This is a genomic window from Virgifigura deserti, assembly GCA_003576685.1.
Classification (GTDB): domain Bacteria; phylum Pseudomonadota; class Alphaproteobacteria; order Dongiales; family Dongiaceae; genus Virgifigura; species Virgifigura deserti.
Map to the genome: position 1 here is coordinate 79,416 of QOZR01000017.1, position 18,680 is coordinate 98,095.

Sequence of the window (18,680 nt, forward strand, 5' to 3'; positions counted from 1 at the left end):
AGGGAACATCATTGCGTGACGTCGGGAGTCAGCCCACGTTCCGTGTAATACTTCACGGCGCCGGGATGACCAGGCACCGCCCAGGGACCGGTCAGCGCCTTCGGATTGCCGGCGAACGGCAGGAGATAGTCGGCCTGCTTCGCCATTTCCGGCAGAAGCTTCTCGACATAGGTCTTGGTGATGTCGTAGGCGGCCTTCTCGGAGAGGTTATCGCGGTGGGCGATCACGTAGTTGCGGTCACCGAGGGTCAACAGGTCCTGATCGAGCCCCTTGAAGCTGCCGGCCTTGACCGTCGTCGGCCACATCCAACGATAGAGCTTGGCAACGTCGCCGAACTTCTCCTTCTCGACGCCGATATAGCGAAGCGGCACACTGTAGGACAGCTCGGCGAAGGAGGGATCCGGCACCGGCTGGGTTGCGATCGCCGCGTCAATAGCCCCCTCCGCGAGTGCGTTCGCCGCTTCCGAATGCGACAGCTTCACCGTCGTCAGTTCGTTGAAGTCGGACTTGGTGTCCGGCGTCCGCGTGAAACCATGGGCCTCCAGGATGAAGGCGTTCTTGATCTCGTTCGACGAGCCGGCGGGTCCAATGGCAACGCGTTTGCCGCGGAGATCGTCGATGCTCTTGATCGAAGAATCGGCTCGCGTGAAGATGACGGTCGCCTGCTCGTTCATCACCCAGAGAATCGTCGCGGGAATGGGCTGACCTTCATAGCTTGCCTGCCCGTGATAGGCGGCGTGCAGCCGTTCCGGAGAGACGATCGCCATCTGAACCTCACCGCGGCGCAGGAGATCGAGATTCTGTGTCGTGCCGCTGACGGCCTCGTTGGTGATCGACATCTCCGGCAGATGCGGCCGGGCCATGCCGATAAGCATGCCGGCATAAACATATTGCGAGCTGCCACTCGCCGAGGAGCCGAACGAGATGAACTTGTCGTCCTGGGCCTCGGCATTGGGCACAACGGCCGCGGACAACACCAGGCCAGCCAAGCCACAAAGAATCGTCTTGAGTCTCATGAAGTTCCTCCCTTCAGGTTTGAGCGGCGTAACGGAACCGTTCAAGCGCTTCCATGCCTTTGGTCTTGTGGAAGCGCTTCCATGATCGAGTATGGAAGCGCTTCCATTTCACTGTCAACCGATTTAATGTTCGCGTGGAATTGGAGGGCAAGCGGTGGAGAAGACGCGCGATCAGGTTCGGATGATCGATGTGGCACGACGCGCCAAGGTCGGCCTCGTCACCGTTTCGCGCGTCCTGAACGAGCCTGGCAAGGTCGCCGAAGAGACCCGCCAGCGCGTTCTCCAAGCGATCCAGGAGATCGGCTATGTCCCGAACTTGGTCGCCGGCAGTCTCGCGTCCAACCGCACCCATGTCATTGCCGCGATCGTGCCGACGATCGGCAATCCCGTGTTCAGCGAGACGATCGACGCGATGGCGCAGGAACTGCGCGGCGAGGGCTATCACCTGCTGCTCGGCAACGGCGGCCACTCGGGCCGGGAGGAGGAAGGCCTGATCGCCAAGTTCCTTGCCCGCCGGCCGGACGGACTGTTCATCCACGGCGGCCGACACACGCCCGAGACCTGCGCGATGCTGCGCCGATCCGGAATCCCGATCGTCGAATCCGGCGATCTTCGCCGGCCCGAGCCCATCGACATGGTGGTGAGCTACTCGAACTTCGCCGCCGCGGAGGCGATGACGACCTATCTGCTCGAGCGGAATTACCGCCGGATCGGCTTCGTCGGCCGCGCCTCCAAGGAGAACGACCGCTCCCTGGAGCGGCAGCGGGGCTTCAGGGCGGCGTTCGAGCGATTGGGACTCGAGGTTGACCCCCGATGGATTCTGGAGACCTCCCTCGGCTATCGCGAGGGTGCCGAAGCGCTTGTCGCGCTGCGCGAGCGCACACCTGGACTCGAGGCCGTGTTCTTCGCTGGTGACGTCTGGGCCGCCGGCGCCCTTTACGAATGCTTGCGCCGCGGCTGGTCCGTCCCGACCGACATCGCGATTGCCGGCTTCGACGACCACGCCGTCGCCTCGCAGACCGTACCGACATTGACGACGGTGCGCGTGCTGCGCGGCGAGATCGGACGGCGGTCGGCACGGCTGATCCTGGACCGCTTGAATGGCGGGACAGTGGATGAACCGATCATCGACGTCGGCTTCGAGATCATCGCCCGGGAGAGTGCCTGAGTGATTGCGATGCGTTGCCGTCAGCGGGCGAGCCAGCCACCATCGACCGCGACGACGCTGCCGGTCACATAGGAGGACGCGGGCGATGCGAGGAACAGAACCGCCGTTGCGAGATCTTCCGGGCGGCCCCATCGCCCGGCCGGAATGCGGTCGAGGATCTGACGGTTCCGGGCGGGATCGACACGCAGAGCCTCGGTGTTGTCGGTCTCCATGTAACCCGGCGCGATCGCGTTGACCGTGATCCCGTGCGGCGCGAGTTCGTTGGCGAGAAGGCGCGTCACGCCGGCGACGCCGTGCTTGCTCGCCGTATAGGACGGCACTCGAATGCCTCCCTGGAAGGAGAGAATCGACGCGATGTTGATGATCCGGCCCTCCGCGCCCCGCGCGACCATGCGGCGCGCGACGGCTTGGGAGAGGAAGAACATGGCTTTCAGATTGACGGTCATCACCGCATCCCAGTCCTCTTCCTGGAAGTCGAGGACCGGCGCGCGACGAATTACGCCGGCATTGTTGACCAGGATATCGAGCGGTCCGACATCGGCCTGGGTTTCGCCAACGATCTCCTCGAGGTCAGAGACCCGGGCGAGATCGAACACGACTTCGGTGAACCGCCGGCCGGTGGCGAGGATCTGCTTGGCCGTCGCCGGCATCGGCGTGGATCCGAGTCCGACGATATCCGCGCCGGCCTCTGCAAGCGCGCAGGCGAGCGCACGACCAAGGCCCGACCGGGCGCCGGTGACGAGCGCGGTTCGTCCGGACAAATCGAACCAGTTCATCGGGTATCCCTCTCGTCGGTATCGACTTTACGCAGATCAGAACGGGCGGTCCGGCCCGGTTGCGCGAAGTGCCGCCGAGAATGACACCGGTTTTCCGCGAATTTCAATCCGGGCCGTACGGCACGATGGTAAGACCTTGCCACTGCCGACGCGAACGGAGCGCCGATGAGCGGTCCGGCCGAAACCCTCTGCGTGGGTGAATGCATGATCGAGTTCGCGCGCGGATGCGACCAACGATTCGACATCGCTTTCGGCGGCGATACGTTCAACACGGCCGCCTATCTCGCGCAGTCTAGCGTCACCGCGAACTGCGGGAGACCCGCAACGAGTCGTTTGCGCAGATCGTCCTCGGCAGCGAATGCTTCGCCCTCAAGCCGCATGGCCGGAACCCTTACAAATTCGTCCTGGCGAACAAGGCCTTCGAGGTCCGCCTGAGAGAGCGGATGCGGCCCAACTTTCATGTCCAAATCTTCAGCGAGGCGCTCTGGCAGGAGGGCCTCGACGCCGTGCTCCAGCGCCTGACGCAGTGGTTCGCCTCGCTCGGCTTCAGTCCCGAGCGCGACGAGGTCTGCGGCAAGTGGCACGAACACCAGCAGACGCAGACCGTCACGCTGAGCGTGGGTGTGACGTGGTGATCCGCGTCTATGACAAGGTGGCCGAGATCCGGCAGGCCAGCGCCAAGGTGTGGGTGCCGGGAGGAAGCTGATGCCGAATCGCAAACGCCCGCCCTGGTTTCCCAGGGCGGGCGTTTTGTATCGAGTCAGATGTCGGTGGTTGCGGGGCCCGATACCCCCTTTACCGAAAAGCGCTCTGGCTGCGTCGAGGTCGGCTGATACGCGAGTAGATGAACCTGTTAGGCAGGTTCAAATCCCGGGCCTGAAACCACCGACAGTTAACAGTTACTTGAAGTGACGGCCTAGAGAAACGCTTCGGCCAGAAAATAGGGCGAGACGAACGAGTTAAGCGCGATTAGGCACAAAGGGCTACCTGTGCCCCCTACTGGCAAGGTCCCTAGCCTCACTGACAGCATTCTTTCGACGAAGCCTGAAGGCCCGGTTCAGATCTCCGAGTTCAGCCTCTAGTCGGACATCAGATTCTGATCGCTGGTATATTGTGGTCTGACCCAGAGCCGTCATTCGATATGCCGAGGCGGCTCGTACGCAAAGGGTGGAAAGCGGCCGCTGCACATCCTCTGGGCGGCTCACCCGGATGCATCAGAGACCGATCTTCACGCCCTCGAACATGCTGATGTACTTCTCCCGGCGATCAGGAGCAATCGGCTCAAGGCGGCAGGCCTAGTGGATCGAATCCAACACTTGGTGCCCGCGCTTGACGGCGGCGATGATTCTGTCGGGATCGGCGGTCCAGGTGAAGGGTCTGGGGTCGGGGTTGGTCTCGGCGATGAAGCGGTTGATGGTGGCCTGAGCTCGACGATGGAGCGGAACACGCCGCGCGTCAGACGGCGCCTGGCATGCCGGGCACACTCGCATGGCCAAGCCGGCCTGTGAATCCTATGATTGCGTCAGTGCACTAGCATTCGGCTAGAACGCTTGCCGACGATCTGGTGAGAGAAAACAATGTGAAGTTGACGAGCGATGCGCAGGACGACCCTCCGTTCCTGCTTACGACGTCCCCACCTGGCCGGAGCCAAGAGCGGCTGGCGGTTTGCGTGCTGGTGGTGCTAGTTGGCCCACTATTGATCACGGCGCCGTTTGCGCGCGTTCCGCTGACGAACACCGAAGTACTGCTGCCGGCTTATGCCGGCGCCGTGTTTGTCATCGAACTGATTACCTCAGCCTTGCTGTTCGCGCTGTTTTCGATTCAGCGTTCTCGAGCCGTTCTCGCCCTCTCGATCGGCTACCTCTTCTCCGGGCTGATGGTGGTGCCGTGGGCGCTCACCTTCCCCGGCGTTTTCGCATCGCTCGGTCTCCCGGATGCGGGTCTGCAGAGCACCGCTTCGATCGCCACGCTGCGGCGCCTCGGCTTCCCGCTGTTCGTGCTCGCCTACGCGCTGCTGAAGAATGCGGATCCTTCCGTGCGAAGTTCGCAGGGCTCGGCGCGGAGGATAATTCTCGGAAGTGTTGCCGGGGTCGTCACCATCGCATGCGGCCTGAACTGGCTCATCGTCACGAGCGATGGCGCGCTGCCGCGGTTCATGAGCGACGCGAGGAATGTCTCCGAGTTGTGGCAGTACGTTCCAGCTACGGCAGTGTTTCTCTACCTGTCCGGACTCGTCGTCCTCTGGACGCGTCGGCGCTCGGTGCTCGATCTTTGGCTGATGTTCGTCCTGTGCACGCTGCTCATCGAGCTTGTTCTTCTCTCTTATGTTAGTGCGGGTCATCGCCTCAGCCTCGGCTGGTGGGCGGGACGTTTCTACGGATTCATCTCGGTAAGCGTCGTCCTGCTCGTCCTGCTTTCGGAGACGACGACGCTATACGCTCGACTCGCCCGTTCGGTTTCGGCGGAGCGCCGCGCGCGCGAGGCTCGACTCACGGCCATGGAGGCTTTGTCGGCCTCGATCGCGCACGAGGTCAACCAGCCACTGGCAAGCATGGTTACGAATGCCGATGCGGGCTTGCGCTGGCTTGGAAAGAAGAACCCCGAACTCGAAGAGACGCGTGCGGCACTGAAGCGTATCGTCAGTGACGGTCACCGCGCCGGCAAGGTGATCGAAGGCATCAGGACGATGTTCAAGAAAGGCGCTCAGGAACGCGTACCGCTGAATATGAATCAACTCATTCGCAATGTCCTCAAGCGCAATCAGGGCGAGGCGCAGCTTGGCCGCGTATCCGTCGAAGCTGAGCTCGATGAGCAATTGCCGCTCACAACCGGCAACCCGATCCAGCTCCAGCAGGTCGTGTCGAACCTGGTCGCCAATGCAATCGACGCCATGAGTTCCGTGACCGACCGGCCACGAGTCCTGCGTGTCAAATCCGAACGTCACGCTTCTGGCACTGTTCTCGTGTCCGTGGCAGATTCGGGAAGCGGACTGGATCCGGAGAGCAGGGACCGGATCTTCGAGCCGTTCTTTACGACCAAATCCGACGGGATGGGCATGGGCCTTATGTTTTGCCGGTCGATTATCGAGGCTCACGGTGGGCGGCTATGGGCGACAGACAACATTCCGCAGGGCAGCATCTTTCAGTTCACGCTGCCGGACAACGAGGACGATGCCTTGCCGACTGCGGGGCGGGTGCGATGAGCTCGGAGCAGTCCGTCGTCTTCGTCATCGATGACGAACCCTCCATGCGCGCATCCATTGAGAGCCTGCTGCTCTCCGTCGGGCATATGACACAGGCGTTCGCAACGACTCAAGAGTTCGTGCTCAGCGAGCGACCGGACGTGCCGGGCTGCCTGGTGCTCGACGTCCGATTGCCGGGCAGGAGCGGGCTCGAGTTCCAACAGGAGTTGGCCAGGTCGGACATCCGGCTTCCCATAGTTTTCATCACTGGCCATGGCGATGTCGCGATGTCCGTGACCGCGATGAAAGCAGGAGCTATTGAGTTTCTCACCAAGCCGTTCCGCGATCAGGATCTGCTCGACGCAGTTCATAGGGGTATCGAGATCGACCGTGGCCGCCGAGCAGAGTCGATGATGCTCGCGGAACTGTGGCAACGCTTCGACTCGCTGACGCCGCGCGAGCGCGAAGTCATGGCGCTCGTTGCTGCCGGGCAGTTGAACAAGCAGATTGCCGCAGAGCTCGATCTCAGCGAGATCACGGTAAAGGTTCATCGCGGCCAGGTCATGCGCAAGATGCAAGCGAAGTCGCTGCCGGATTTGGTGCGTTTCGCCGACAGGCTGGCTGCCGATACCATAAAGCCTTAGACGGCCGAAACCACAGTATAATTGTTCCCACCCACCTGATTTCTCCATCTTTCCCGTCGCGCACGTAGTTGTTGCGTGAGTGACACAGCGTCAGGCCCTGCTGAGACGGCCGGCCGGGCCAACGGAAAGTATGGTGATGTCTGACCACACTCTGATCTCCATCGTCGACGATGACGAATCGGCCCGGGAGGCGGTCGCCGGCCTCGTCAGGTCGCTTGGATTCGTTGCTGCTGAGTTCGAGAGCGCGGCCGATTTCCTGAAATCCGATTACCTGTCGCGAACGGCCTGCTTGATTGCAGACGTGCGGATGCCGGGGATGACCGGGCCCGAGCTTCAGAATTATCTGACGGCATCGGGCACCCCGATCCCGACGGTTCTCATCACCGCCTACCTCGATGAGGCAGCTCACGCGCGCGCGCTGAAGGCTGGGGTCCAATGCTATCTCGCGAAGCCGCTCAAGCCCGACGAGCTTCTCGCCTGCATTCGTTCAGCCATCGGCGATGGGAACGGGAGGCTCGAATGATCGCGATCGGCGCCACAAGCCCTAAGGAGCCAAAGGGAAGAGAGTTTCTGATGCGCTTTCCAACCCCGTCGCGACACGGTGTGACGTGTTGATCGGCGGCGCGGGCTTTATCGCCGCCGCAAACCTTCCAAGGACTGCGTTGGCCACTGAAACGAAATCGACCGAGCCTTCCAGCTCTCACGACCGAACACGAGGAACCCAACCGATGAGCACAATCACCACCAATGACGCAGTTGAGATCTTTTACAAGGATTGGGGCCCAAAGGACGCCCAGCCCATCGTATTTCACCATGGCTGGCCGCTCAGCTCCGACGACTGGGACGCGCAGATGCTTTTCTTCCTATCGAAGGGCTATCGCGTCGTCGCCCATGACCGGCGCGGCCACGGACGCTCGAGCCAAGTCGCCGACGGCCACGACATCGACCACTACGCGGCCGACGCCTTTGCCCTCGCCAATGCGCTGGATCTACGGAACGCGGTTCACATCGGCCATTCCACCGGTGGTGGCGAAGTGGCGCGGTATGTGGCGAGACACGGCGAACCTGCGGGCCGGGTGGCTAAGGCCGTCCTCGTCGCCGCCATTCCGCCGCTGATGCTGAAGACCGACGGCAACCCCGAAGGCACACCGATGGAGGTCTTCGACGGTTTTCGGTCGGCACTGGCCAACAATCGCGCGCAGTTCTTCCGCGACGTCCCGTCGGGCCCGTTCTACGGATTCAACCGCAAGGGCGCGACGGTCCATGAAGGTGTGATCCAGAACTGGTGGCGGCAGGGAATGATGGGCAGCGCCAAGGCGCACTACGAGGGCATCAAGGCCTTCTCGGAAACCGACCAGACCGAGGACCTCAAGGCGATCACCGTGCCGACTTTGGTGCTGCACGGTGAGGACGACCAGGTCGTTCCGATCGCCGCCTCGGCTTTGAAGGCGGTCAAGCTGCTGCCGAACGGCACGCTGAAGACCTATCCCGGTTTCTCGCACGGGATGCTGACAGTGAACGCCGATGTGTTGAACGCAGACCTTCTGGCGTTCGTCGTCAGCTGAGACGGCGGGCCTCCAACCAGATGGACCGGACACACCCCACGTAGAGGAGAGAAGACATGAACAAGCCTGAATTACTTACCAACAACAACTGCCAGCTCATTTTCATCGACCACCAGCCGCAGATGGCGTTCGGCGTCCAGTCGATCGACCGCCAAGTTCTGAAGAACAACACCGTAGCGCTCGCCAAGGCCGCGAAGGTGTTCGGCATCCCCACCACGATCACGACGGTCGAGACCGAGAGCTTCTCCGGCCACACCTATCCGGAACTGCTGGCCGTCTTTCCCGAGCATCCGCTGCTCGAGCGCACCTCGATGAACTCCTGGGACGACCAGAAGGTCCGCGACGCGCTCAAGAAGAACGGCCAGAAGAAGGTGATCGTTTCCGGCCTCTGGACCGAGGTCTGCAACAACACCTTCGCCTTTTCCGCGATGAGCGAGGGCGGCTATGAGATCTACATGGTCGCCGACGCCTCCGGCGGCACTTCGAAGGAGGCGCACGACTACTCCATGCAGCGCATGATTCAGGCGGGCGTGGTACCGGTCACCTGGCAGCAGGTCCTGCTCGAATGGCAGCGCGACTGGGCGCGCCGCGACACCTATGACGGCGTCATGGACATCGTCCGCGAGCATTCCGGGGCCTACGGGATGGGCGCGGACTACGCCTACACCATGGTGCACAAGGCGCCGGAGCGGGTGAAGCACGGTCCGCGGCTCGAGCCGGTGGCGGCTGGATCGGCTGTCGCCGCTGCGGAGTAGCCTTCCGAATACGTCGGATCTGACGGCTCGATCCTCCCCGCGGCCGTCTCACCCCCCTCCCGGCGCATCTAGCGGGCCTGCACCGCCCAGCGGGCCCGCCCTTTTTCCAACCGGGGAGACGAAACAGCGAGGACGCGAGACATGCGCGAGAACCGATGGAACCCCTTGGCAGGCGCCGCGAGCGTCACTCGCCGGCAGGTGACGAAGTCGGCCGGCGCGCTCGGTCTTCTCGCCTTCATCGCCCCCGTTTGCGCAACCGCCCGAAGCTCCGAGGAGAATGGCATGACCGGTACGATCATTATCAATGCGCGAGTGACGACGCTCGATCGCGCTAATCCCGAGGGCCAGGCGGTCGCCGTCAGAGATGGTCTGATCCAGGCCGTGGGACCCCGCGACGAGATCATGCGGTTCGCCAATCGCCGGACCCGCGTGATCGACGCCGGCGGACGGCGGGTGATCCCAGGGCTCAACGACAGCCACACGCACCTCATCCGTGGCGGGCTCAACTACAACATGGAGCTGAGGTGGGAAGGCGTACCCTCGCTCGCCGATGCGCTCCGCATGCTGAGGAACCAGGCGGAGCGCACCCCGGCGCCGCAATGGGTCCGCGTGGTCGGCGGCTGGTCCGAGTTCCAGTTCGCCGAACGGCGCATGCCGACGCTCGACGAGATCAACGCCGCCGCGCCCGACACGCCGGTCTTCATCCTGCACCTCTACGCCCGCGCGCTCCTCAATCGCGCTGCGCTCAATGCGCTCGGGATCACCAGGGACACGCCAAACCCGCCCGGCGGCGTGATCGAGAAGGACGCACGCGGCAACCCGACCGGCATGCTGATCGCCAAGCCCTCGGCGCTGATCCTCTACTCGACGCTGGCGCAGGGCCCGAAGCTGCCACTCGAGGATCAGATCAACTCGACGCGCCACTTCACGCGCGAACTCAATCGCCTCGGCATCACCAGCGTGATCGACGCGGGCGGCGGCGGGCAGAACTATCCGGAGGACTATCAGGTCATCCAGCGCCTGCACGACGCAGACGAGCTCACCGTACGGATCGCCTACAACCTTTTCGCGCAGAAGGCGGGCGAGGAGTTGTCGGACTATGAGCGCTGGGTGGAGATGACCGAGCCCGGTGCGGGCTCGGCCTTCTTCCGGATGAACGGCGCGGGCGAGAATCTCACCTGGTCGGCGGCGGATTTCGAGAACTTCCTTGAGCCGCGGCCCGACCTCGCGCCGACCATGGAACGCGACCTGGAAAAGATCGTCGAACTGCTCGCGACCAACGAATGGCCGTTTCGTATCCATGCGACCTATGACGAGTCGATCGACCGCTTCCTGACCGTCTTCGAGCGGGTCAACCAGAAACAGCCCTTCAAGACCCGCTTCATCATCGACCATGCCGAGACAATCTCGGACCGCAACATCGAGCGGGTGAAGGCGCTCGGCGGCGGCATCGCGACCCAGCACCGCATGGCCTTCCAGGGCGAATATTTCGTCGACCGCTACGGCGCCGAAGCCGCAAGGCTGACACCGCCGATCGCCAGAATGCTTGAAATGGACGTGCCCGTCGGCGCCGGGACCGACGCGACGCGCGTCGCATCCTACGACCCATGGGTCAGCCTCTACTGGCTGACGACCGGCAAGACACTCGGCGGCATGCCGCTCTACGGCGAGGAGAACGTCCTCGACCGCGAGACGGCGCTCAGGCTCTGGACGCAAGGGTCCGCCTGGTTCTCAGGCGAGCAGGACGTCAAGGGCACGCTCGCGCCCGGACAGTATGGAGATCTCGCGATCCTCTCGGCGGACCTGATGTCCGTCCCCCCGGAAGAGATCCGGCGCATCAACGCAGTGATGACTATGGTCGGCGGCAAGGTGGTCTATGGCGAGGAGGATTTCGCCGATCTCGCGCCGCCGCTGCCGCCGGCGAGCCCCTCATGGACGCCGGTCGGGGCGTTCGCCAGCCCGGGCATGCGGACCGCTTCTGTGCAGCCGTCCGTCCAGCACGCGCGCAGCTGCCATGACGGCTGCGCCAGCGCCTGCGGAATCCACGGCCACGACCACCGGATCGCCTGGGCCAACCCGATCCCCGTGCGCGACCTCAAGTCCTTCTGGGGCGCGCTCGGCTGCTCGTGCTTCGGGGTTTGAGCGGTGAGGAAAGCGGGTGAAACCATGACGCAAGCCGTTCCCAAGGCTACGGGGATGGAGGCCGGACCGCCGATCTCCTCCTGGTTGCCCTTCTCCCATCGAGCCTTCGCGCTGCTCTGGACCGCGACGCTGATCTCCAACGTCGGCACCTGGATGCACGATGTCGGCGCGGGCTGGCTCATGACGACCCTCAGTCCGTCCCCGGCGATCGTCGCCCTGGTGCAGGCGGCGACGACCTTGCCGTTCTTCCTCTTCGCCCTGTTCGCCGGCGCGCTCGCCGACCGCGTCGACAAGCGTCGCTTCTTGATCGTCGTGAACGTCGGTCTGGCGGTTGTGGTCACGGCGCTGGCCGCACTGACCGCCCTCGGCTGGATGACGTCCAGAGGGCTTCTGGCGTTCACCTTCGTGATCGGTACCGGCGCTGCCTTCATGGCGCCGGCCTGGCAGGCGATCGTGCCGTCCCTCGTGCCACGGGAGATCCTGCAGCCGGCGATCGCCCTCAACTCCATGGGCATCAACATCAGCCGGGCGATCGGGCCGGCCCTGGCCGGCTTCCTCATCACCGCGCTCGGCCTTGCCGCACCCTTCGTCGTCAACGCAGCGAGCTACCTCGTTATCATCGCCGCCTTGATCGCCTGGAGGCCACCGCCGTCACCGCCGCGCAGCCTGCCGCCTGAACCCCTGCTCGGTGCCATGGCGACCGGCATCCGGCATGCCAGCCGGAACGGCCCCCTCAAGGCGACGCTGGTGCGCTCCTTCGGCTTCTTTACCTTCGCAAGCGCCTATTGGGCGCTCCTGCCGCTGGCCGTGCGCGGGCTGCCGGGTGGTGGGGCCGAGCTTTACGGCCTGCTGCTCGCCGCCATCGGCGGCGGCGCCGTCGTGGGTGCGCTGGCGTTGCCGAAGATCCGGCCGAAGGCCGACTCGAACCTCCTCGCGGCGGCCGGTACGGTGGCGGTCGCCGCCGCGATGGCAGCGCTCGGACTGGCGACCAGTACCGCTTCCGCCCTTCCAGGCGCCGTTCTTTGCGGCCTCGGCTGGATCACGGTGCTGACCAGCATCAACGTCTCCGCCCAGACGGCGCTGCCCAACTGGGTACGGGCGCGTGGCCTGGCGATCTCGCTGATGGTCTTCTTCGGCTGCATGGCGGCGGGCTCCGCCATCTGGGGTCAGGTCGCCACATGGACGTCCATACCGACGGCACTCTTGATCGCCGCGGCCGGAGCGCTTGTCGCCATACCGCTCACCTGGCGTGCCAGACTCGGGCAAGGCGAAAACCTCGATCTCACGCCCTCCATGAGCTGGGCCGCGCCGGTCGTTGCCGAGGACTTTGACGACCACCTGGATCGAGGGCCAGTGCTAGTCACGATCCGCTATCGCATCGACGAGGCGGACTCAGGTCAATTCCTCAAAGCAATCCACGAGCTTTCAGACGAACGCTACCGGGATGGCGCGTACAACTGGGGCGTCTCTCAGGACTCCGCCGAGCCCCGCGTCTGGATCGAATGGTTCTTCGTTTCGAGCTGGGCGGAGCACTTGCGCCAGCACGAGCGCGCGACCGGGCACGATCAGGATGTCCATGACACCGTGCGCGCCTACCACCGCGGCGGGATCCCGCCGGAAGTCCGGCATTACCTCGCGCCGCCGCACAATGCGGCGCGCCATCTCACCAAGCCTGACGCAGAAAGGCCGCAACCATGAAGATCGCGCTCGGACTACTGCTTGCGCTTGCCATAGGAGTCGCCTGCCGTCTTGTCGCTATTCCGCTACCGGCGCCGCCGGTCCTGATCGGCGCGCTGCTCGTGCTTGCGATGACTCTAGGTTACGTCGTCACCGACCGTTTCGCTGCGCACCGGAAAGCGACGACGAAGCCGCTCTGCGGCGGCCCGTTGGGAAAGACAAAGGAAGCTCAAACATGATCAGCGCCTCTATCGGCCTCATCCTCGGCTGCCTGATCGGCGTCGGCTGCCGCTGGTTCGACCTCCCGCTGCCCGCCCCGCCACGCATCGTCGGCGCGCTCCTGGTCGTGGCGATGACGCTCGGGTTCCTTGGAGCCGACTTCGCCTTGGCCCAATGGGGGACTGTTCCGTGAGAGGCCCCATTCTTGATGCCCAGATACTGGTCGGTGCCGAAGCCGCTCGCGCAGCGGCGGATCATCAGTTGCTCCTCGCTGCCAGACTCTGCCTCGCCGCCGTTTTTCTCTATAGCGGCGCGACGAAACTCTTGAGCTGGCAGGCGGCGATTGCCGAGTTCGAGCAGCTCGGCTTGCCGTTTTCCCCTCTGGTCGTCGCCGCGACCGTGATCGTAGCTGTCGGGAGGGCTCGCCGTGGCTTTGGGATGGCGGGTCCGTCTTGCAGCCCTCGGACTTGCCGCATTCACGGTGATCGCCACATTAATCGGTCATCCGTTCTGGACTTTCGAAGGCGTAGACTTCCAGAGACAGCTGACAACCGCTCTTGAGCATCTCGCCGTTGTCGGCGGCTTTCTCGCGCTCACGGCTCGCGGAGCGGGACGCCTTTCCGTCAGTCACCGGGAGGCTTCGCCATGATCATCGTCCGTGATCGGAATACTCGAGGCCGCACCCAGTTGGGATGGCTCGACAGCCGCCACACCTTCTCGTTCGGTCACTACCACGACCCCAATCACATGGGCTTCGGCGCGCTCAGGGTCATTAACGACGACCGGGTGGCACCCGGCGCCGGATTCGACGAGCACAGCCACGCCGACATGGAAATCATTACCTACGTCCTCCAAGGCGCGCTCGAACACAAAGACAGCCTCGGCAACGGCTCGGTCATCTCTCCGGGCGACGTCCAGCGCATGTCGGCAGGGACCGGCGTCACTCACAGCGAATACAATCCATCCAGCAGTGAGCCCGTGCATTTCCTGCAGCTCTGGATCATCCCCGATGCAAGGGGCATTACGCCCAGCTATGAGCAGAAACGCTTTCGGCTCGACGAGCGGCAGGGACGCCTCCGCCTCATCGGCAACCGGTGGGGCTCGGAAGGCGCCATTACCATTCATCAAGACGTGGCGATCTATGCGGCCGAGATCGCCGAAGGAGAACGCATCGCCTATCAACTCGCCGACGGGCGAAAGGCCTGGGTACACGTCGCCCGCGGTATCGTTCGCCTTAACGGCGATGAGCTGCGCGAGGGTGACGGAGCCGCCATTGCGGATGAGCGCAAGATTGTGCTCGACACGGAGCACCGCGCCGAGGTTCTCCTCTTTGATCTCGAGTGACAAATGCGATGGGCGCTCCTCATGGCGGGAATCTGTGCGGCCGCCCTGAATGGACTACCGGCCCGCGCCGACGAGGTGTGCCAGGCGGGCATTAACAAGCTCCGCTACGAGGACGACATCGCCTGCTTTCGCGATCCGACCAATCGCGAGAGCCCGCTCGATGCGCTGAAATTCGTTCCCTTTGACGAAATAGGCGAGGTCTATCTCAGCCTCGGCGGCGAGCTCCGGCAACGCTACGAGTACACGCACGATCCCTCGTTCGGCGAGGACCCGCAGGACGAGGCGGGGGTCTGGCTCCAGCGCTATGTGCTCCATGGCGATCTCCAATTGGGGCCGCATTTGCGTGTCTTCGGTGAGCTCTTCAGCGCGCTTGAGGCAGGCCGCAAGCATGGGCCGAGCCCGGTCGACGAGAACGAGCTCGAGGTCCAAAACGCCTTCATCGACCTCAGCTTCTCCCCGACTCATCAGTCAGGGTTGACGCTCCGCACTGGGCGGCAGGAGCTACAGTACGGCTCCGGGCGCCTAGTCGACGTGCGCGAGGGGCCGAACGTCCGGCGTGCCTTCGACGCGGCCCGCGTCATCTTCGAATTGACGGATTGGCGCGTGGATGGTCTCGCCGCGCGCCCCCGTGCCACGAACCCGGGGGTGTTCGATGACGACGCGAATGACGATCAGGCCCTGTGGGGCCTCTATGCGACCGGCGGCGAGCGGATGCTGCCGTTTGGCAGCTTGGACCTCTACTATCTGGGATTCCAAGACGATAGGGGGACGTTCGAGCAGGGCACTGAAAAGGAAAAGCGTCATTCAGTTGGGTTCCGTCTCTGGGGCGAAGAAGGGAATTGGGACTGGAACTGGGAGGCCATCTACCAGTTCGGCTCATTCGGCGACGACGACATCCGCGCCTGGACCATCGCTTCGGAGACCGGCTACACATGGGTCGAGGTTGGCTGGCGGCCGCGCATTGCGCTTAGCGCCAATATCGCCAGCGGCGACGGCGATCCCGGCGACGCTAACCTCGGCACCTTCAACCCTCTATTCCCGCGCGGTAATTATTTCTCGGAGGCTGCGGCCCTGGGGCCACGCAACTTCTTCAATGTTCATCCCTTCCTAACGGTGAAGCCGGCCCAGGATTGGTCGGTCACTACTGACGTGAACTTTTTCTGGCGCCTTGAGACCGAGGATGGCCTCTACAGTCCGAGCGGCCGGCTGATCCGGGGGGCGAATGGCAGCGACGAGCGTTTCGTCGGTTCGGCCGTCTCGCTCACCTCGGATTATGCCATTACCGAGCATCTGACTTTCACGGCGATCTACACCCACTTCTTCGCCGGAGACTTCATCAAGGCGACGGGACCATCCGACGACATTGATTTCCTCGAATTCACCTTGCAGTTCAAGTTCTGACACGATTTTATTGGTCGTTTTCATAAAGAATTACTTCGAATTAATGGCATAAGACACTAGCTCTTAGAACCTGTTTGAGCGAAGGAGAGCATCATGAGCTGGAACCCCACGCAGACCCCCGATTGTCCCGAAGCCAGCGGCCTCGACGCGATCGAGACCCTCATCATCCCCCGCACCCGTGACCTTGGCGGGTTCGAGGTCCGCCGCGCCCTGCCCGCGCCCAAGCGGCAGATGGTCGGCCCCTTCATCTTTTTCGACCAGATGGGTCCGGCCGAATTCCTGACCGGAGGTGGCATTGACGTGCGCCCGCATCCGCATATCGGCCTTGCCACCGTGACCTATCTTTACGAGGGCGCGTTCCATCACCGCGACAGCACCGGCGCCGACCAGATGGTCTATCCCGGCGAGGTGAACTGGATGATCGCCGGCAATGGCGTCACCCATTCCGAACGCACCAGCGAAGAGATGCGCCGCCGGCCCGGCTCTGCATTCGGAATCCAGACCTGGGTTGCTCTGCCGGACCACGCGGAAGACACGGCCGCGACGTTCGAGCATCACGGTCGCGAGGCCTTGCCCTTCATCGAGGATGAAGGCAAGCAGGTTCGCCTGATCCTCGGCTCGGCCTGGGGCGCACGCGCGCCGGTCAAGACGTTCACCGAAACCTTCTATGCCGACGTCGTGCTGGCTGCAGGTGCCAAATTGCCGCTGCCCGACGATCACGAGGATCGGGGAGTCTATGTCGTCGAGGGCAGTATCCTTGTCGCCGGAACCAGCTTCGCCGCGGGGCAGATGATGGTCTTCCGCCCCGGTGACCACATCAGCCTGACGGCCGGCGAGACCGGCGCGCGGCTGATGGTGCTGGGCGGCGAGACGATGAATGGGCCGCGCTATATTTCGTGGAACTTCGTCGCATCGTCGCAAGAGAAGATCGACGCCGCAAAAGAGGCCTGGCGCAAGGGCGACTGGGAGCATGGCCGCTTCCGACTACCTCCCGGCGATGAGGCAGAGTTCATTCCACTGCCCGAACAGCTGAACTGATCAGGGCACAGGTTCAGCTGGCTCTCGGTGATGCCCATGTCACCTATCGCGCGACGCTAGGGCGGACCGGGCTGTCGAACAATGTTCGTCGGCATACCCATCCACAACTATGAAAGGAGAACGAGAAATGACTAAACGCCAAGCAATCTTTCCCGCAAACAGGCACGCTCTTTACGAAGAACATGGCTATTCCGCAGCGATCCGATCAGGCGATCTTCTTTTTATTTCGGGGCAAGTCGGCAGCCGTGGCGATGGAAAACCCGAACCCGATTTCGAACGTCAGGTCCAGCTGGCCTTCGACAACCTCAAGGCTACACTCGACGCTGCAGGCTGCACGTTCGACGATGTCGTGGACGTCACGACGTTCCACACGGACCCGGAAAACCAGTTCGCAGCTGTCATGGCAGTCAGGCAAAGGAACTTCACCCAAACGCCTTACGCGAACTGGACAGCCATTGGGGTGAACTGGCTTGCCGGTTTCGATTTCGAGATCAAGGTCATCGCGCGCATACCAGAGAGCAAGTAAATCCTGAGGCTCTCACTCATCCGGTGGCACAGCCAATCTCCCGCCGAACCGCATGATCTTTCGGTCCCGGATAGGCGGATCAGCCACCGGTTGCGTCAAGGACTGACGCGCAGGTTCCGAGATTCGATCGGGCGTTCCGCGTTCACCGCCACAGCTTCACGACGCTCCAGATTCCCACAGCCAATAATAAAGGAGACAGTCCATGACCATTCACAAGTTTGCCATTGCCGACGCCCCGCTGGAACGCTCGCCAGGGCAGGATGGCGACATCTTCGTCGGCAACGTCCTCGACCAGCGTCACGGCGGGCCAGTGACGATCGGTTTTGGGCGCTACGGGCCGACCCAGAGCCTGGAGGAGACCATGGCCGTGCACGACACGATGGTGATCCTCGAAGGAAAGAGCACTGTCTCCGATGACCACGGATCGGTGACGGCAGGTACCGGGGAGGTCATCGCAATGCAAAAAGGCGATAAGGTGACGATCCGTTCCCACGAGGATGGTGCTGTGACGGCTTATGTCACCTACCCTCATTGGCAAGAGCCGGACGCTTGATCGCCCCAGGTCGCGGTGGGGCACCTCAAAGGAGAACGTCTTGACGACGTTCCCAGGCCCGAATGCGGGCCTTCCACAGACATGCCGCAAAAAGGATGAAACATGATTGATCTCAAGGGCAAGCGCGCGCTCGTAACCGGAGGGTCCCGGGGCATCGGCGCCGCAATTGCGTAGGCGTTGGCCGAAAACGGTGCTGACATCGCGATTACGTATCAGAACTCGCCTGAGCGCGCGGACAGCGTCGTGTCCTCGATCGAGAAGCTGGGCCGCCTTGGATTGGCCGTCCAGGCCGACAGTGCCGATCCGGACGCTATCAAGCGGGCCGTCAACGAGACCGTCGAGGTGAAAGCGTCCTGCTCACAAGATCGGAATGCGGAGTGAGGTGACGTCCCGGGCCGAAGGGAAGGGATGCAGTATCATCGCCGGTTCGCTTCGCAAACCGGATCCACGGCCGATCGATGCGCCGACCCGGTGTCACGACAAACCGCCGGGAGCAGACTCAGGATCATCCCCGCGCGCCCGCTCCGCCAGCAACACGCCCCAGCGGATGTTCAGGCGCCGCCGGATCGCCGCGACGACGGCCATGTCGCCGCCCAAGGAGGCGATGGCCGTGCCATTCACAGATTTGGCGAGCGCCGCCATAACGCACGGCGGCGCCGCCGGGTCAGGCACCAC

At 63.3% G+C, this 18,680-nt stretch carries 21 protein-coding genes and 2 pseudogenes; 19 read left to right on the plus strand and 4 right to left on the minus strand.

The window, feature by feature from the left end:
• Positions 1–8: 8 nt before the first annotated feature.
• Positions 9–1,016, minus strand: coding sequence for a TAXI family TRAP transporter solute-binding subunit (locus tag DT069_RS22700; RefSeq protein ID WP_119462630.1), 1,008 nt, complete (start codon positions 1,014–1,016; stop codon positions 9–11).
• 154 nt (positions 1,017–1,170) lie between these two features.
• Between DT069_RS22700 and DT069_RS22705 the strand changes: the two genes are divergently transcribed.
• On the plus strand, positions 1,171–2,184 hold the full coding sequence (locus DT069_RS22705) for a LacI family DNA-binding transcriptional regulator (RefSeq protein WP_119462631.1): 1,014 nt from the start codon (positions 1,171–1,173) through the stop codon (positions 2,182–2,184).
• 20 nt (positions 2,185–2,204) lie between these two features.
• On the opposite strand, the gene kduD is transcribed toward DT069_RS22705, so the two are convergent.
• Positions 2,205–2,960, minus strand: coding sequence for a 2-dehydro-3-deoxy-D-gluconate 5-dehydrogenase KduD (kduD, locus tag DT069_RS22710; RefSeq protein WP_119462632.1), 756 nt, complete (start codon positions 2,958–2,960; stop codon positions 2,205–2,207).
• Positions 2,961–3,403: 443 nt separating this feature from the next.
• On the opposite strand from kduD, the gene DT069_RS22720 reads away from it, so the two are divergent.
• Positions 3,404–3,595, plus strand: coding sequence for a hypothetical protein (locus DT069_RS22720; RefSeq protein WP_119462634.1), 192 nt, complete (start codon positions 3,404–3,406; stop codon positions 3,593–3,595).
• 660 nt (positions 3,596–4,255) lie between these two features.
• Here the strand turns inward: DT069_RS22720 and DT069_RS22725 are convergent.
• Positions 4,256–4,440 (minus strand): annotated as a pseudogene (locus DT069_RS22725) (IS630 family transposase); the annotation flags it as partial.
• 99 nt (positions 4,441–4,539) lie between these two features.
• Between DT069_RS22725 and DT069_RS22730 the strand changes: the two are divergent.
• The 17 genes and pseudogenes from DT069_RS22730 (at position 4,540) to DT069_RS22810 (ending at position 18,386) form a co-directional block, all read left to right on the plus strand.
• Entirely contained in the window at positions 4,540–6,162 is a 1,623-nt protein-coding gene (locus DT069_RS22730) for an ATP-binding protein (RefSeq protein ID WP_425450482.1), read from the plus strand.
• A complete protein-coding gene (locus DT069_RS22735; RefSeq protein WP_119462635.1) occupies positions 6,159–6,785 on the plus strand; it encodes a response regulator transcription factor in 627 nt (208 codons plus the stop codon). Before DT069_RS22730 ends, DT069_RS22735 begins: the two co-directional genes overlap by 4 nt.
• A 136-nt stretch (positions 6,786–6,921) precedes the next feature.
• Positions 6,922–7,308, plus strand: coding sequence for a response regulator transcription factor (locus tag DT069_RS22740; protein ID WP_119462654.1), 387 nt, complete (start codon positions 6,922–6,924; stop codon positions 7,306–7,308).
• Between the two features lie 85 nt (positions 7,309–7,393).
• Positions 7,394–8,350: an alpha/beta fold hydrolase gene (locus DT069_RS22745; protein WP_425450483.1), complete on the plus strand. Its 957-nt coding sequence runs from the start codon at positions 7,394–7,396 to the stop codon at positions 8,348–8,350.
• Between the two features lie 56 nt (positions 8,351–8,406).
• On the plus strand, positions 8,407–9,105 hold the full coding sequence (locus DT069_RS22750) for a hydrolase (protein WP_119462637.1): 699 nt from the start codon (positions 8,407–8,409) through the stop codon (positions 9,103–9,105).
• A 141-nt stretch (positions 9,106–9,246) separates the two neighbouring features.
• Complete coding sequence (locus DT069_RS22755; RefSeq protein WP_119462638.1) at positions 9,247–11,247, plus strand: amidohydrolase; 2,001 nt, start codon at positions 9,247–9,249, stop codon at positions 11,245–11,247.
• 24 nt (positions 11,248–11,271) lie between these two features.
• Entirely contained in the window at positions 11,272–12,945 is a 1,674-nt protein-coding gene (locus tag DT069_RS22760; RefSeq protein WP_425450484.1) for an MFS transporter, read from the plus strand.
• On the plus strand, positions 12,942–13,163 hold the full coding sequence (locus DT069_RS22765; RefSeq protein WP_119462640.1) for a DUF1427 family protein: 222 nt from the start codon (positions 12,942–12,944) through the stop codon (positions 13,161–13,163). Before DT069_RS22760 ends, DT069_RS22765 begins: the two co-directional genes overlap by 4 nt.
• The gene (locus tag DT069_RS22770) at positions 13,160–13,336 is read left to right on the plus strand and encodes a DUF1427 family protein (protein ID WP_119462641.1); all 177 of its coding nucleotides are present in this window, start codon (positions 13,160–13,162) and stop codon (positions 13,334–13,336) included. Before DT069_RS22765 ends, DT069_RS22770 begins: the two co-directional genes overlap by 4 nt.
• A pseudogene (locus tag DT069_RS25105) lies at positions 13,318–13,539 on the plus strand (DoxX family membrane protein); the annotation flags it as partial. The gene DT069_RS22770 and the pseudogene DT069_RS25105, both read left to right, overlap by 19 nt.
• A gap of 31 nt (positions 13,540–13,570) precedes the next feature.
• The gene (locus DT069_RS22780; protein WP_162913386.1) at positions 13,571–13,792 is read left to right on the plus strand and encodes a DoxX family protein; all 222 of its coding nucleotides are present in this window, start codon (positions 13,571–13,573) and stop codon (positions 13,790–13,792) included.
• On the plus strand, positions 13,789–14,487 hold the full coding sequence (locus DT069_RS22785; RefSeq protein ID WP_119462644.1) for a pirin family protein: 699 nt from the start codon (positions 13,789–13,791) through the stop codon (positions 14,485–14,487). The genes DT069_RS22780 and DT069_RS22785 overlap by 4 nt, the downstream gene beginning before the upstream one ends.
• Before the next feature lie 21 nt (positions 14,488–14,508).
• Complete coding sequence (locus tag DT069_RS22790; protein ID WP_162913387.1) at positions 14,509–15,888, plus strand: alginate export family protein; 1,380 nt, start codon at positions 14,509–14,511, stop codon at positions 15,886–15,888.
• 93 nt (positions 15,889–15,981) lie between these two features.
• Complete coding sequence (locus DT069_RS22795; RefSeq protein WP_119462646.1) at positions 15,982–16,926, plus strand: pirin family protein; 945 nt, start codon at positions 15,982–15,984, stop codon at positions 16,924–16,926.
• A gap of 127 nt (positions 16,927–17,053) precedes the next feature.
• Positions 17,054–17,452, plus strand: coding sequence for a RidA family protein (locus DT069_RS22800; RefSeq protein ID WP_119462647.1), 399 nt, complete (start codon positions 17,054–17,056; stop codon positions 17,450–17,452).
• A 202-nt stretch (positions 17,453–17,654) separates the two neighbouring features.
• Positions 17,655–18,005: an ethanolamine utilization protein gene (locus DT069_RS22805; RefSeq protein ID WP_119462648.1), complete on the plus strand. Its 351-nt coding sequence runs from the start codon at positions 17,655–17,657 to the stop codon at positions 18,003–18,005.
• A 177-nt stretch (positions 18,006–18,182) separates the two neighbouring features.
• A complete protein-coding gene (locus tag DT069_RS22810; protein WP_425450485.1) occupies positions 18,183–18,386 on the plus strand; it encodes an SDR family oxidoreductase in 204 nt (67 codons plus the stop codon).
• A 93-nt stretch (positions 18,387–18,479) separates the two neighbouring features.
• On the opposite strand, the gene DT069_RS24795 is transcribed toward DT069_RS22810, so the two are convergent.
• Positions 18,480–18,680: hypothetical protein (locus DT069_RS24795; protein ID WP_425450486.1), on the minus strand; the 201-nt coding region annotated here is incomplete at its 5' end.

What these genes read in the sequence shown, in the direction of transcription:
- DT069_RS22700 (WP_119462630.1), bottom strand. Translation starts at nt 1,016, where the DNA reads ATGAGACTCAAGACGATTCTTTGTGGCTTGGCTGGCCTGGTGTTGTCC.
- kduD (WP_119462632.1), bottom strand. Translation starts at nt 2,960, where the DNA reads ATGAACTGGTTCGATTTGTCCGGACGAACCGCGCTCGTCACCGGCGCC.
- DT069_RS22720 (WP_119462634.1), top strand. Translation starts at nt 3,404, where the DNA reads ATGCGGCCCAACTTTCATGTCCAAATCTTCAGCGAGGCGCTCTGGCAG.
- DT069_RS22735 (WP_119462635.1), top strand. Translation starts at nt 6,159, where the DNA reads ATGAGCTCGGAGCAGTCCGTCGTCTTCGTCATCGATGACGAACCCTCC.
- DT069_RS22740 (WP_119462654.1), top strand. Translation starts at nt 6,922, where the DNA reads ATGTCTGACCACACTCTGATCTCCATCGTCGACGATGACGAATCGGCC.
- DT069_RS22750 (WP_119462637.1), top strand. Translation starts at nt 8,407, where the DNA reads ATGAACAAGCCTGAATTACTTACCAACAACAACTGCCAGCTCATTTTC.
- DT069_RS22755 (WP_119462638.1), top strand. Translation starts at nt 9,247, where the DNA reads ATGCGCGAGAACCGATGGAACCCCTTGGCAGGCGCCGCGAGCGTCACT.
- DT069_RS22760 (WP_425450484.1), top strand. Translation starts at nt 11,272, where the DNA reads ATGACGCAAGCCGTTCCCAAGGCTACGGGGATGGAGGCCGGACCGCCG.
- DT069_RS22765 (WP_119462640.1), top strand. Translation starts at nt 12,942, where the DNA reads ATGAAGATCGCGCTCGGACTACTGCTTGCGCTTGCCATAGGAGTCGCC.
- DT069_RS22770 (WP_119462641.1), top strand. Translation starts at nt 13,160, where the DNA reads ATGATCAGCGCCTCTATCGGCCTCATCCTCGGCTGCCTGATCGGCGTC.
- DT069_RS22785 (WP_119462644.1), top strand. Translation starts at nt 13,789, where the DNA reads ATGATCATCGTCCGTGATCGGAATACTCGAGGCCGCACCCAGTTGGGA.
- DT069_RS22790 (WP_162913387.1), top strand. Translation starts at nt 14,509, where the DNA reads ATGGCGGGAATCTGTGCGGCCGCCCTGAATGGACTACCGGCCCGCGCC.
- DT069_RS22795 (WP_119462646.1), top strand. Translation starts at nt 15,982, where the DNA reads ATGAGCTGGAACCCCACGCAGACCCCCGATTGTCCCGAAGCCAGCGGC.
- DT069_RS22800 (WP_119462647.1), top strand. Translation starts at nt 17,054, where the DNA reads ATGACTAAACGCCAAGCAATCTTTCCCGCAAACAGGCACGCTCTTTAC.
- DT069_RS22805 (WP_119462648.1), top strand. Translation starts at nt 17,655, where the DNA reads ATGACCATTCACAAGTTTGCCATTGCCGACGCCCCGCTGGAACGCTCG.